Consider the following 11,983-nt stretch of genomic DNA (forward strand, 5'->3'; position numbering starts at 1 on the left):
GTTCTCAGGATTCTTCTACGGAATTGCGTGGCAATCCGCCGGTTCCGAGCTTATGGGGTGCGGCGCAGTCGGCCCGCCAGCCAGGCGGCCAGCGCGGCGGCCAGCCCGACGGCCAGCACCACCCAGGCGGTGGTCCGCAGGAACGCGGTGAGGGCGTCGTACACCGCTTCGGCGGCCGGCCGGTCGATGTCGGCCGGCAGGTCGTCCAGGGTGAGGCGGCGGCACACGACCACGGCCACCCACAGCAGGACGGCGCCGACGGCCAGCCCCAGCCCGGTGGCCAGGACGGCCCGGCGGCGCCGGACGGCGACGACGATGGCGACCGCGGCCAGCACCACGGTGAGCACGGGGAGCCAGACCCCGGCGATCTGCAGCATGCGGAAGCCCTTCCGGAGCGCGCCGAGGTTGTCGTACTCCATGACCTTCACCGAGACGTGGGTCTCGGGGATGCGGTCGGCGAGGGGCACCCCGTTCTCGACGAGTTCGCCCTTCACGCTGGCGATCACGGGTGCGAGGTCGATGGTCACGGCGTTGCCGTCACCCGTGGTGAGCGCCTGGAAGAAGGCGCCGTGGGCGGCGCGGTTCGCGGCGTCCCAGGCGGTCTGGTAGGCCGGGGTGCCGACGAAGGAGCGCAGGGCCTCGCCGAGCAGGGCGTCGACCCCGCCCTGGAAGGGGCCGGCGTCGATCTGCCCGGAGAGGGCCCGGCCGGCCTGGGTGACGACGAGGTTCCGTACGGCGGGATCCGAGGCCAGCGGGGACATGGCCGCGGTGTAGCGGTCGGCGCTGCCGAGCTCGTGGTCGGCCCAGTACGCGACGGCGCTCGCGGGCACCAGCAGGGCCACGAGCGCGATGAGTACCGCCGAGAGGAAGGTCCGCACGTCACCAGGGAAAGGGGGCCGGGCGCGCGGCGCGAGCCGGGTTGCTGCGGCCGGGTGGTGCGGGCCGGGCGCGCCCCTCTTGCCGACCTCAATCTGGACATCTAATATCCAGATTATGAAGATGAGCGAGGGCGTCGAATGGGCCCTGCACAGCTGCCTCAACCTGGCCTGGAGCGGCGCCGGCTCCGACGGCGGACGGGCGGTCTCGGCAGCGCGGCTGGCGGCCTGGCACGAGCTGCCCGCGGCGTACCTGAACAAGCAGCTCCAGGCCCTGGCCCGGGCGGGCATCGTCACCTCCACCCCCGGCCCGCGGGGCGGCTTCCGCCTCGCGCGCCCGCTCGACTCCATCTCGCTCATGGACGTGGTCGCCGCCGTCGAAGGGCCGGACGAGGCCTTCCGGTGTGCGGAGATCCGGCAGCAGGGCCCCGGCGGCGGGGAGCCGCCCGCGGCCGACTGCGCCGTCGCACACGCGATGGGCCGGGCCGAGATGGCCTGGCGCCGCGCGCTGGCCGCCCAGACCCTCGACGAGATCCGGCAGCAGGCCGAACGCCAGGCCCCCGAGGCCCCCGAGCGGCTCCGGGCCTGGCTCACCGACAACTGACCCAGGAGCTTGGAATGACGCGCAGCATCACCAATCCGGCAGCACTCCACGACCCCACCGGCTACGGCTACAGCCACGTCGTCTCCGCCCCCGGTGAGCAGGTCTTCATCGCCGGCCAGTACGGCTCCGACCCGACGGGTCACGTGGTCTCCGCCGCCTTCGACGACCAGGTCGGGCAGGCCTTCGCCAACCTGCGCACCGCCCTGGAGTCCGTGGGCCTGGGCCTCGGCGACGTGGTCCGGATCGGGACCTACGTCGTCGGGCACGACCAGGAGAAGCTGGAGGTGCTGCTGAAGTACCTGCACGCCGCCTGGGGCACCGAGCTGCCCGCCCAGACGCTGATCGGCGTGGCCGCGCTCGCCCTGCCGGACATGCTCTTCGAGATCGACGCGGTGGCGGTGCGCGCGGCCTCCGCGGCCTAGGACGACCTAGCCCGTCGGACTGCTCCGGTTGCCGGTCCCCGGTTGCGGGTGTGCCCTGGAGGATGGGAGAGAGGAGCCCGTCATGGCACATGCGGCACCCACCGCCCCCCGGGGGCACCGGCAGCCGGCCACCGGTACGGCGGCCCACACCAGCAGGTCGGCCCTCGTGCGACCGCTGCTCATGGGACTGGTCTACGGCGTCTACGCCGCCTTCATGAAGCGTCAGATGGGGCCCGTCGACGCGGGCAACGTCTTCTTCGGGATCCTGTGCGGCGCGATCTTCGCCGCCTGCCTGGTGGCCCTCGCCCGGATCGGCCCGCGGTTGGCGCAGGAGCCGCACGCGGCCGCGTACGGGATCTTCGCCGGAGTCTCCTTCGGCTACCTGTACAGCCTGGCCGACGAGTCGATCCTGAAGAGTTCGGGCCTGGGCCTGCTCGTCGGCGCGGCCGTCGGCGCGGCGGCCTTCTACCGCTACCACACGCGCAACGCGAGGTAGTCCGCCCGGGCCCGCCCGCGTATGCCGGAGCCCCGGCCGCCCGCCGTGTGCGGGGGGGCCGGGGCTCGGTACTTTCGGCGGGCCGAATCCGGACGAATGGCCGAGGTGGGGCGGCGGGTGGCTGACGGAGACTGAATGAGGCGCCGGTTCCCGTGCCCCGTGGTCGAACCTCACGTGACCACTCTCCGTTGCCGAGGGCGCGGGAACCGGTGCCTCCCCATGTCCTGACGCCCCCGCGCGGTGTCCCGCGCGAGCCCCTAAGCGGCCGTGTCGTCCCCGGCCGGGGTTTCGGCGGTGGTCTGGGCGGTCTTCGCGGACTCGGGTTCCGGCTGGCGTACGGGCGGGGCCGGCGGGGAGAAGCGGGCGGCCTCGGCGCGGAGCATGGCGTTCAGGGCGAGGTACGGGTCGAAGGACATGGCGGAGCCTCACGGTGTCTCGGGGTGTGGGGGGACGCGCGCCAAGGGCACCGGTGTGCCGGGCGCGCGGTGCTGCTGCTCGGCCTCTCGGCCCGGTCAGCAGCGCAGGACCACACTCCGTACCGCCCGCAGGGACGCCATCGGTGCGCCGGCCCCCGCCGGACGCGGGGCCGGCTCCGAGGGGCCGGACCGGGGAGGTTTCACGTGAAACACCGGCCGCTGCAGTCCCCGTACGCCGGGGACACCTCGCGCCGGAACGCGTACGGCCACCCGCACTTCGGGGTCGCCGGCCGGATCGGAGGGCGCCTCCGTGGGCTCGGCCGGGGCGCTGGGGGCGGAGCGGGGACCTTCGGCCGCCGCGGTGGACGGGCCGGCTCCGCCGACGCCGAACAGGCACAGCAGCACGGCGCAGAGCACCGTCAGGGCCGTCATCAGGGCCCTGTCCGGTGCCGTTCGCGCCCGCCGCGTACCGCTCATGCGGAGGGTGTGCCCCGACACGCGGGCGGACTCTCCCCTCAGGCCGCAGCGTCCCCCGACCGGGGGACGAAGACACCCCCCACGGCTGTCAGGTGGCCGCAGGGGGTGTCCGTCTTACGGGGGCCACCACCGGTCAGGACAGGGTCCGGCGGTGGCCGGTGAGGCGTGCCAGCACGGCCGTTTCACCGCTGATCAACCGGAGTTGGGCCCGCCCGGACGGCCCGCCCCGCCCGGAGATCCCGGGGGAGACCCGGGTCACGGTGAACACGGCCGTACGCCGGTCGGCGCGCGTGATCTCGATCGTCTGCCCGCGCCGCAGTTCCCCGAGCCGGGGCAGGTCTCCGGAGACCACGGCGGTACCGGCCGCGCCCGGGGGCGGGCCCGCGGAGTCCCACACGGCGCTGTCCGGGACGGGAGGCTTGGCGTCGGCGGCGCCGGGCTGGAGCTCCACCGCGTAGGGCTCGCCGGACGGTGTACCGCCCGTCAGCGGTACGTCCGTTCCGAGGGCCGGGATGACCAGGCGCAGCGGCGGTGAGGCCGGCAGGGCCGTGACCCCCGTCCGTCCGGGCCGCCGGGCGCCCTTGCCGGTGACGTGACCGCCGGAGTGCTCCAGCTGCCGGGCCAGCCGGCGCGGCCCGGACAGCCCCAGGACCCGCGAGGGCAGGGCGTCGCCCGCGGTCGGGGCGGCCGGCCGGCCGCCCTCGGTGGTGCGCAACACCCCTAGTCCGGTGCACAGCAGAGTCACCGTCAGTACGCCGACCACCCACTTGGCGCGGGGCATGGGAATCCCTCCTGGTCCGGCTCGGGCGGCCGGGTCCCGAGACAGTGGACCCTTCCCCTGCCCCCGGTGGGGCGCGTAACACGGGGAACTGACGGCAAGTCATCGCTCCGTCACCCGTCTTCCGGCATGTCTTCGCAGCTGGAGGCCGGTGGGCAGGGCCCGCAGCCGGCCTGGGGGGCGTGCGCCCGAACGGGTGAGAAGGTCAAGGGCGGACCTTGGGCGTGTCGGATCGGCGGCACGTTCTGCCACATGCGAAAACCTGTCAAGCGGGACGATATGACGAGCCGTCGGCCGGAGTTGCGGGGCGGGGGCGGGCGGCTTGTCCTTGGATCATGAATGATCCATACGCATATGCCCTGGCCATGGGGCCCCACTACTTTCCGGCCTTCCCGACCCGGTCCGACCCCGATTCCCCCGCGGGTGCGGACGCCGCCCTCGCCGACGGCCGGCCGCTGCCCGGGAAGCGCTCCGAGACCGCCTCCCGCAGCGCGTCCGCCAGGCCGTCCACCACGCGCCGCTCCCGCCAGGGGCGTGCGGCCGCGCTCACACCCGCTCCGGTGTCCGGGCGGGCCGCCGGGCGGGAGGCAGGACGGGCGCGGCTGCCCGGGTGAGGTACCCGGCGCCGAGCGGCGGGCCGTCCAGCGCGGTCGTGGCGGCCGCGGGCTGGAGCCCCGACAGCCGCCGCAGCAGGCCGGGGGCCAGCTCCGGGCCGACCGCCCGGGTCAGCGCCGAGGCCTCGGTGGGATGCGCGTGCACCCAGCCGATGTGGCGCAGCCCCGACCAGCCCAGCTCCTCGGCGGCCTCCGCCAGGGCGCGGGCCGCCGGGGCCAGGGGCAGCAGCCCGACCGTGGCCGGAGCCCCCGGATCCGGTGCTCCCGGCGGATCCGCCCGGACGGACTCGGCGACGGCGAGCCGGGTGAAGGCCGGCCGGGGCAGCTCCGCGTGGTCGGCCAGGTCGCTGACGGTCGGGGCCAGGCAGTGCACCCCGGCCGGGAACCCGTCCCGGACGGCCGCGGCGGCGACCGTACGCCCGGCCGGACCCGCGTCCCCGACGGTGACCAGGTGGAACGCCGTACGCCTCTCCCCTCCGGAGGCGAGGGGCAGCAGCGCGGCCGCGGTGGCGGCGGGCTGCTCCACGCACCAGACCGCGTCGAAGCGGCCGGCGGGTGCGGAGCCGGCCGGCGCCGGCGACGCCAGGACCTCGGCGCCCCGGCGGGCGTCGAGCCGGGCCGCGAGGAGGTCCACGTACTCGGGATACAGCCCGATCAGCGCGAGCTGACGGGCCAGCAGGAGCCTGCTCTGCCGGACGTCGCCGCCGGTGAGCAGGGTCAGGTGGTGGCCGCGGCCGAGCAGCTCGGCGGCGAGCCGGATGCCGGTGGGGCTGGCGGCCCCGGCGAGGGCGATGTGCACGGCGGACTCGTTTCGAAGGAGGTGGGGCGCGTGCGGCTACGCGGTGGCGGTGGCGGTGGCGGTGGGGTGCGGGGCGCCGGGTGTGCGGGCGGGCACGACGGCCCGGGCCATGGAGGCGGCCCGGGCCATGGAGGCGGCCCGGGCCATGGAGGCGGCCCGGGTCATGGAGGCGGCCCGGGTCGTCGGGGCGGCCCGGACGGCCCCGGCGGCCCGGACGGCCCCGGCGGGGCGGGCGGGTCAGGTGGTCCCGGCGGCGCCGACGGGCTGGGTGGCCCGGGCGGTCTCGGCGGCGGCCGGGACGGGCGGCAGTGGTGTGGTCACGGTGACCTCGCCGGGGATGCCCACCCGCGCGAGGAAGGCCCCGCGTTCGGGGCCGGCGCCGATGACGGAGAAGCAGACGCAATCGCCCGCGCCGACCAGGCCGTTCACCACGTCGGTGTAGAAGAGCACCGGGGTCGCGGAGGTCACGAGATTGCCGAGCTCGCGGGCGTGCGCGGGGGCCTTCCCGGTGTCCAGGCCGGCGAGTTGGTGGTAGTTCTCGACCAGTGCCGGACCGGCCTGGTGCGTGTAGACACGCCGGACCTCGTCCACGAAACCGGGGCGGTGGGCGTCCATCGTCTCCTGGTTCATCATCATGCCGCGCGAGTAATAGCGGGCCAGTTCAGGTCCGTTGAGTCCGAATGCGGAGAGCTCGGCGGATCCGGGAAAGCCCGGCGGGTGGGCGGCCCCGCCTCCCGGGTAGTGGATGAGCGGATCGCTGAATCCGGGCTCGCCCCCGAAATCGAGGGAATCGCGCGAATAGAAACCGAGGCCCGCCTCGAAGGTGTCGTCCCGCTCGAATACCAGGGCGGTCGCCGCATCGGAGAACAGCGCCCCGGAACACCACAGGGTGTGCGCGAAAGGATGATCCCCGTCGGCGCCGCTGTACTGGGAAATGATGCCGTTCTCGTCGATCCCGATGGGGCTCGCGGCGTTGTACGAGATCACCAGCGCGCGACGGGCCCCCGTCCGGGCCAGGTGCGCGGCGACGCGGGAGAGCCCGCCGCAGCCGGCGCCGAGCTGGAAGGGGGGCACGCTGTCCGGGATGCGCAGCCGGCGCAGCAGGTTGAAGGCGTCCTGGTCGAGCATGATCTCGTACGGGGTGCACGTGGCGACGAAGACGGCGTCGATGTCCTCGGGCTCGGCGAGTGCGGAGCGCAGGGCGGAGCGGGCGACGTCGACGACGGTGTCGAGCGAGGCGAAGCGCTCCCGGTCCCAGCTCTTGGAAGTGACCCCGAGTATGCGCTCGATATCGGCGCCGCTGATTTCCTTCCCGGCCTGCTTGCGGTGCGGGATGTGCGCGAGCCGGGCCCAGTCCTCGACGGAGATGACTTCGCCGATCTGGGCGCCGACACCGGAAATCCGATAGGGGAACGGGTACGCGTACGCGGCGGGGGCGGGGGGATTGGCCGTATCCGAGGCAGACATGCTTCTCCGGTCCGTGGAATCCGATGGGGACGGCTCCAGCGAACACCAGCGGGAGGGCGGGGAGAAGGGAATGCGGGGGGTGCAGTGGTGAAAGCGTTGAATGCGGGATCCCGGTCCCGGCCGGGGCGGTCGGTGTGAGCGGGCGGCGGGTGGCCAATGCCTGGCTGGGCGACCTGCTGGCCGAGGCCGGGTGGAGCGGGGCGGAGCTGGCGCGGGCCGTCAACGCGCTCGGGACCCTGCACGGGCTGGCCCTGCGCTACGACCGGACCGCCGTCGCGCACTGGCTCTCCGGCACCCGGCCGCGCCGGCCCGTGCCCGAGCTGATAGCGGCGGCGCTGACGGAGCGGTGCGGGCGGCTGGTCACGGTGGCGGAGGCGGGCCTCGGCGCGGGCTCGGCGGGGCCCGGCGTACGGACCGGCCCCGGGGCGCCGCCCGAGAAAGGAGGCCCGCTCCGGCTCGCGCTGCAGGCCAGGGCGGACGGGGACCCGCACGGCAGGGGGCCGCTGCTGCGCAGCCCGTACCAGCCGGTGCCGGTGCCCGCGGCGGTGTGGGACCCGGATCCGGCGGAGGGGGGCGGGCCCGGCGCGGAGGGCGGGGGCACCCGTGCGGGAACCGGTATGTCGGAGCTCGCCGCGCGGCGGCATCTCGCGGCGCACGCCGAGCAGTTGAGGGCGCTCGCGGGAAGTTTCTCGGGCCTCTACCTCACCCACGGCGGCGTCCACACCCGTACGGCCCTGGCGGCCTGGCTGGCCCAGGACGCCGGCGCCTTCGCGGCCCGCCACACGGAAGGCCCGGGGGCCGCCGTACGCGTCCGGGGTGCGGCCGGCCGGGCGGTGTCCGGGCCGCGGTGCGGGGTGGCCGACGTCTGGCGCGGGTACGCCCAACTCGCGCACTTGCTCGCGGAGATGACGGTGGACTCCGGGCATCACGGGCTCGCGCAGGAGTACCACGGGATCGCCCTCGGGCTGGCCCGGCAGGCCGGGGACCGGCGGATGTACGCCATCACCCTGCGCGCGATGAGCGCGCACGCAGGCCGGCTCGGCCAGCCCGCGCACGCGGTACGTCTCGCCCGGACGGCGGTGGAGACCGCGCCCGCGGACGGGGAGCCCGGCACGCTGGCGTTCCTCCTGGTCCAGCGTGCGGCCGCGCACGCCCAAGCCGGGCAACGGGCCGCCGCCGCCGCGGATCTGGCCGCCGCCGACCGGTCGCACGGGCGGCACGCCGTCGACCCGCCCGAGGGGCCCTTCGACTCGTACGCCCGGGCCGATCTGGACTTCGCCCGGGCCCGCACCCACCTCGCCCTCGGCGAGTTCCCGGCCGCGGCCGCGGCGCTGGAACGGTCCCTGCACGGCCGCGCGGCCGGACAGCACCGGGCCACCGCACTCACCCACGCCGCGCTCGCCGAGACGCTGCTGCGCCTCGGACACCTCACCCGGGCGTGCGAGCACTGGCGGGCGTTCCTCACGGCCGCCCCGGCCGTGCAGTCGCGTGCGGTGCGCGAGGCGCTCGGCCGGCTGCTGCGCGACCTGACCCCGTACCGGCGCACGAGGGAGGCGGTCCCGACCGTCGCGATGGCCCGGGCGCTGGCGGAACGGCTGCCGTGAGCCCGACAGGGCGCGCGGGCGGCCGCGGCCGCCCGCTCAGCCGGTGGCGGCGGCCGCCCGGCGGTAGCAGAGCTCGGGCACCGGGGAGCCGTCCGCGTACTCGACGAGTTCCCCGCCGTTGGGGCTGAAGCCCGCGATCTCGTAGAACCGGCGTGCCCGGGCGTTGCCTTCGACGACCCAGAGCCGTACCGCGGGGTAGTCCGCCCGGTGCAGCACCTCGGTCAGCAGGGCCCGGCCGACGCCGGTGCCGATGACGTCGGGCCGCGCGTACAGGGCGTACAGCTCGCCCTCGTCCGACGCCGTGCCCTCGGGATCCGTGGTCGTGGCGGGGCCGTAGGCGGCCCATCCGAGGACCTCCCCGTCGGGGCCCTCGGCCACGAGGTTGCTCACGGCGCCGTCCGGGTCGGCGAAGGCGGCGCGCCTCCTCTCGGCGAACGCGGCGGCGTCGAGGCCGTCCAGGTAGGACCGGGGCATCAGGTCGGCGTAGGCGTAGCGCCAGGCGTCCATCCGCACGGCGGCGACGGCGTCGATGTCGGGCTCGGTCATCTCGCGTATGCGGAGGCGGGGTGCACCCGCGGCGGTGGCGTCCATGCGGGGAGTGTGCCAGCGCGGTGGAGCACCCGGCACCGGGATTTCAGGGCCGGCCGGGCCCGTCCAGCCAGGGCCTGCGCCCCGGTCCGGTCGGGTGGGTCCCGGTGACGCCCATGACCACGGAGTAGAGGCTGGTCTCGGCGGTGATGAAGAGCCGGTTGCGCTTGGCCCCGCCCCAGGCGATGTTCGACACCGTCTCGGGGAGGTCGAGCCGTCCGAGCAGGGTGCCGTCGGGGTCGTAGCAGTGCACCCCGTCGCTCATGGCGGCCGCCCAGAGCCGGCCGCCGTCGTCGAAGCGGAGGTTGTCGAAGCGGGCCCCCGGACGGGCCGCCGCGTCGGCGAAGACCTTGCCGTCCGAGAGGGTGCCGTCCGCGCGCACGTCGAAGACCCGGATGAGGCCGGCGCGGGTGTCGGAGACGAACAGCCGCTGCTCGTCGGGGGAGAAGACGAGGCCGTTCGGAGCCTCGAAGCAGTCGGCGACCAGCCGTACTTCACCGGTGCCGGGATCGATCCGGTAGACGTTGTGGGAGCCGATCTCGCTCTCGGCGACGTAGCCCTCGTAGTCGCTGGTGATGCCGAAGTCCGGGTCGGAGAACCAGATGGAGCCGTCGGACCGGACCGCGGCGTCGTTCGGGCTGTTGAGGCGCTTGCCCTGCCAGCGGTCGGCCAGCACGGTGACCGTGCCGTCGTGCTCGGTCCGGGTCACCCGGCGGTTGCCCTGCTCGCAGGTGACCAGCCGGCCCTGCCGGTCGAGGGTGTTGCCGTTGGTGTGCCCGGCGCCCCGCCGGAAGACGGCGACGGCCCCGGTCTCCTCGTCCCAGCGCAGCATCCGGTCGTTGGGGATGTCGCTCCAGATCACCTGCCGCCACGCGGGTACGTAGACGGGTCCTTCGGCCCAGCGGGAGCCGGTGTGCAGGACCTCCGGCCCGTCGTCCCCGTTCATGCACCGTCCGGTCCGGAACCGGTCGTCGAACATCTCGTACATGAGATTCCCCCTCATCCCGCACGTACCGCTGGAGAACCGAATCTGCTTCGGCTCAATGGTCATAATCCAAGATTCCATATGGCTACCACTAGGTCATTCCGAAGGAAGAGGTGTGGATCACAGCGGCAACCTCCCCTCCGGGTGCCGCCGGGCCCCGCCGGAACCGGACCGAAGGCCCTGGCGGGACGGCGGGTCGGGCGGTCACCCTCGGAAGAGAACAGAACACCGGCCCCCGCACCAGCGAAGGAGCACCATGTCGGTCAGCGCCCCCGCCCTGAAGTCCCTCTTCCGGCACGTCCTGCAAGGTCTGAGCCGCCCGGAAGCAGCGGTCCTCCTGGAATCGGACAACCTTCTGGTGAAGACCCCCGGGCCCGACGCGGTCTGGCCGCGCGCCAGCAGGCAGGCCGTCGCCTGGTACGTGGTGGGCCCGGCCGGCGACGTGGTGGACATCGAGCTCGTCACGATGGACGGCTCCCAGGCCCGGACGGCGGCCGTCCTCGCGACCGGCGTGGCGACCCACCGCACGAGCGTCACGGTGACGGTCCCCCGGGTCGCCCCGGGCCGCTACCTCGTCCTGGTCACCTCCGCCGCGGGCATGCTCGACGCCTACAGCCAGCCGGTCACCGTCACCGCGTGAGCGGTCGGCCCCGGGCCGGATCGGACGCCTTCGGGCGGCTCGATCCGGCCCGGGGCCGTTTCGTGGGTCGGTGGCTCCGGCGGGCCGTCAGCGCGTGAGGTCGCGCAGGGCCGTGTTCAGTTCCAGGACGTTGACGCGGGGCTCGCCCATGAAGCCGAGGGTGCGGCCCTCGGTGTGGGCCTTCACCAGCTTCGCGACCTCCGCGACCGGGAGTCCGTTGCGCTGGGCGACGCGGGCCGTCTGCAGGTCCGCGTAGGCCGGGGAGATGTCGGGGTCCAGGCCGGAGCCGGAGGAGGTCACCGCGTCGGCCGGGATCCGGTCCAGCCGCGGGGCGTAGCCCGGGACGGTGTTGTCGAGCAGGACCCTGGCCTTGGCCTCCCGCACCGCCTTCAGCAGCTCGGGGCTGTCCGCCGCCTTGTTGGTGGCGCCGGAGACCAGCAGCTCGTACTGGTCGTTGACGGTGTTCTTGGCGAGTCCCGCCGCCGGGCGGCCCTGGAACCAGCGCAGGTCGTCCCCGTACGACTGGCCGATCAGGGAGGAGCCGACGACCTTGCCGCTCGCGTCCTCGATCTCGGAGCCGTTGGCCTTGCGGCCGAAGGCGGCCTGCGCGATGCCGGTGACGGCGAGCGGGTAGAGGACCCCGCACAGCACGGTGAGGACGAGGAGGGCGCGGAGCCCCGCGCCGAGCAGGCGGGTGGTGTTGCCTACGGAGTTGTTCATGAGGTTTCTACGTTCCTAGGTCAGCAGAGCCCTGGTTCAGCGCAGGCCGGGGATGAGGGAGACGACCATGTCGATGAGCTTGATGCCGATGAACGGGGCGACGAGGCCGCCGAGTCCGTAGAGGGTGAGGTTGCGCCGGAGCATCTTGTCGGCGCTGGTGGGCCGGTACTGGACGCCCTTGAGGGCGAGCGGGACCAGGGCGATGATGACCAGCGCGTTGAAGATGACCGCGGAGAGGATCGCGGAGTCGGGGGAGTGCAGGCCCATGACGTTGAGCTTGTCGAGGCCCGGGTAGACCGCCGCGAACATGGCCGGGATGATCGCGAAGTACTTCGCGACGTCGTTGGCGATGGAGAAGGTGGTCAGCGCGCCGCGGGTGATCAGCAACTGCTTGCCGATCTCCACGATTTCGATGAGCTTGGTGGGGTTGGAGTCGAGGTCCACCATGTTCCCGGCCTCCTTGGCGGCCGAGGTTCCGGTGTTCATCGCCACGCCCAC

At 74.3% G+C, this 11,983-nt stretch carries 16 protein-coding genes and 1 pseudogene; 5 read left to right on the top strand and 12 right to left on the bottom strand.

What is annotated here, in order from left to right:
- Nucleotides 1-50: 50 nt before the first annotated feature.
- Nucleotides 51-878 (bottom strand): hypothetical protein, encoded by an 828-nt coding sequence (locus tag ACFYYB_RS29915; protein ID WP_389438983.1) that lies wholly within the window; start codon nucleotides 876-878, stop codon nucleotides 51-53.
- 121 nt (nucleotides 879-999) lie between these two features.
- Here ACFYYB_RS29915 and ACFYYB_RS29920 point away from each other — a divergent pair, with 121 nt between their 5' ends.
- The 3 genes from ACFYYB_RS29920 to ACFYYB_RS29930 all read left to right on the top strand — a co-directional run bounded on the left by ACFYYB_RS29920 (nucleotide 1,000) and on the right by ACFYYB_RS29930 (nucleotide 2,397).
- The gene (locus tag ACFYYB_RS29920; RefSeq protein WP_389439034.1) at nucleotides 1,000-1,479 is read left to right on the top strand and encodes an RrF2 family transcriptional regulator; all 480 of its coding nucleotides are present in this window, start codon (nucleotides 1,000-1,002) and stop codon (nucleotides 1,477-1,479) included.
- A 14-nt stretch (nucleotides 1,480-1,493) separates the two neighbouring features.
- Nucleotides 1,494-1,901 carry a RidA family protein gene (locus ACFYYB_RS29925; protein WP_389438985.1) on the top strand — a complete coding sequence of 136 codons (408 nt, stop codon included), beginning with the start codon at nucleotides 1,494-1,496 and terminating at the stop codon, nucleotides 1,899-1,901.
- A gap of 82 nt (nucleotides 1,902-1,983) precedes the next feature.
- A complete protein-coding gene (locus ACFYYB_RS29930; RefSeq protein WP_389438987.1) occupies nucleotides 1,984-2,397 on the top strand; it encodes a hypothetical protein in 414 nt (137 codons plus the stop codon).
- A gap of 257 nt (nucleotides 2,398-2,654) precedes the next feature.
- On the opposite strand, the gene ACFYYB_RS29935 is transcribed toward ACFYYB_RS29930, so the two are convergent.
- The 7 genes from ACFYYB_RS29935 to ACFYYB_RS29965 all read right to left on the bottom strand — a co-directional run bounded on the left by ACFYYB_RS29935 (nucleotide 2,655) and on the right by ACFYYB_RS29965 (nucleotide 6,948).
- Nucleotides 2,655-2,813 carry a hypothetical protein gene (locus tag ACFYYB_RS29935; protein WP_389438989.1) on the bottom strand — a complete coding sequence of 53 codons (159 nt, stop codon included), beginning with the start codon at nucleotides 2,811-2,813 and terminating at the stop codon, nucleotides 2,655-2,657.
- A gap of 96 nt (nucleotides 2,814-2,909) precedes the next feature.
- Nucleotides 2,910-3,290 carry a hypothetical protein gene (locus ACFYYB_RS29940; RefSeq protein WP_389438991.1) on the bottom strand — a complete coding sequence of 127 codons (381 nt, stop codon included), beginning with the start codon at nucleotides 3,288-3,290 and terminating at the stop codon, nucleotides 2,910-2,912.
- A 133-nt stretch (nucleotides 3,291-3,423) separates the two neighbouring features.
- Nucleotides 3,424-4,071 carry a hypothetical protein gene (locus ACFYYB_RS29945; RefSeq protein WP_389438993.1) on the bottom strand — a complete coding sequence of 216 codons (648 nt, stop codon included), beginning with the start codon at nucleotides 4,069-4,071 and terminating at the stop codon, nucleotides 3,424-3,426.
- 373 nt (nucleotides 4,072-4,444) lie between these two features.
- Complete coding sequence (locus ACFYYB_RS29950) at nucleotides 4,445-4,618, bottom strand: hypothetical protein (protein ID WP_389438995.1); 174 nt, start codon at nucleotides 4,616-4,618, stop codon at nucleotides 4,445-4,447.
- Nucleotides 4,615-5,481, bottom strand: a complete 867-nt coding sequence (locus tag ACFYYB_RS29955; protein ID WP_389438997.1) for a hypothetical protein — start codon at nucleotides 5,479-5,481, stop codon at nucleotides 4,615-4,617. Before ACFYYB_RS29955 ends, ACFYYB_RS29950 begins: the two co-directional genes overlap by 4 nt.
- 36 nt (nucleotides 5,482-5,517) lie before the next feature.
- Nucleotides 5,518-5,646, bottom strand: a complete 129-nt coding sequence (locus ACFYYB_RS29960) for a hypothetical protein (RefSeq protein ID WP_389438999.1) — start codon at nucleotides 5,644-5,646, stop codon at nucleotides 5,518-5,520.
- A 72-nt stretch (nucleotides 5,647-5,718) separates the two neighbouring features.
- Nucleotides 5,719-6,948 (bottom strand): 3-oxoacyl-[acyl-carrier-protein] synthase III C-terminal domain-containing protein, encoded by a 1,230-nt coding sequence (locus ACFYYB_RS29965; RefSeq protein ID WP_389439001.1) that lies wholly within the window; start codon nucleotides 6,946-6,948, stop codon nucleotides 5,719-5,721.
- A 134-nt stretch (nucleotides 6,949-7,082) separates the two neighbouring features.
- Between ACFYYB_RS29965 and ACFYYB_RS29970 the strand changes: the two genes are divergently transcribed.
- Entirely contained in the window at nucleotides 7,083-8,552 is a 1,470-nt protein-coding gene (locus ACFYYB_RS29970) for a hypothetical protein (RefSeq protein ID WP_389439003.1), read from the top strand.
- 36 nt (nucleotides 8,553-8,588) lie between these two features.
- On the opposite strand, the gene ACFYYB_RS29975 is transcribed toward ACFYYB_RS29970, so the two are convergent.
- Both ACFYYB_RS29975 and ACFYYB_RS29980 read right to left on the bottom strand, forming a co-directional pair.
- A complete protein-coding gene (locus tag ACFYYB_RS29975) occupies nucleotides 8,589-9,143 on the bottom strand; it encodes a GNAT family N-acetyltransferase (protein WP_389439005.1) in 555 nt (184 codons plus the stop codon).
- Nucleotides 9,144-9,186: 43 nt separating this feature from the next.
- Entirely contained in the window at nucleotides 9,187-10,128 is a 942-nt protein-coding gene (locus tag ACFYYB_RS29980) for an SMP-30/gluconolactonase/LRE family protein (RefSeq protein WP_389439007.1), read from the bottom strand.
- Between the two features lie 253 nt (nucleotides 10,129-10,381).
- Between ACFYYB_RS29980 and ACFYYB_RS29985 the strand changes: the two genes are divergently transcribed.
- The gene (locus ACFYYB_RS29985) at nucleotides 10,382-10,765 is read left to right on the top strand and encodes a Ser-Thr-rich GPI-anchored membrane family protein (RefSeq protein ID WP_389439009.1); all 384 of its coding nucleotides are present in this window, start codon (nucleotides 10,382-10,384) and stop codon (nucleotides 10,763-10,765) included.
- An 87-nt stretch (nucleotides 10,766-10,852) separates the two neighbouring features.
- Here the strand turns inward: ACFYYB_RS29985 and kdpC are convergent, their stop codons facing one another.
- Nucleotides 10,853-11,485 (bottom strand): potassium-transporting ATPase subunit KdpC, encoded by a 633-nt coding sequence (kdpC, locus tag ACFYYB_RS29990; RefSeq protein ID WP_389439011.1) that lies wholly within the window; start codon nucleotides 11,483-11,485, stop codon nucleotides 10,853-10,855.
- Nucleotides 11,486-11,521: 36 nt separating this feature from the next.
- Nucleotides 11,522-11,983, bottom strand: a pseudogene (locus ACFYYB_RS29995) (potassium-transporting ATPase subunit B); the annotation flags it as partial.

The organism is Streptomyces sp. NPDC002886 (assembly GCF_042888445.1).
In the GTDB taxonomy this organism is placed as follows: Bacteria; Actinomycetota; Actinomycetes; order Streptomycetales; family Streptomycetaceae; genus Streptomyces.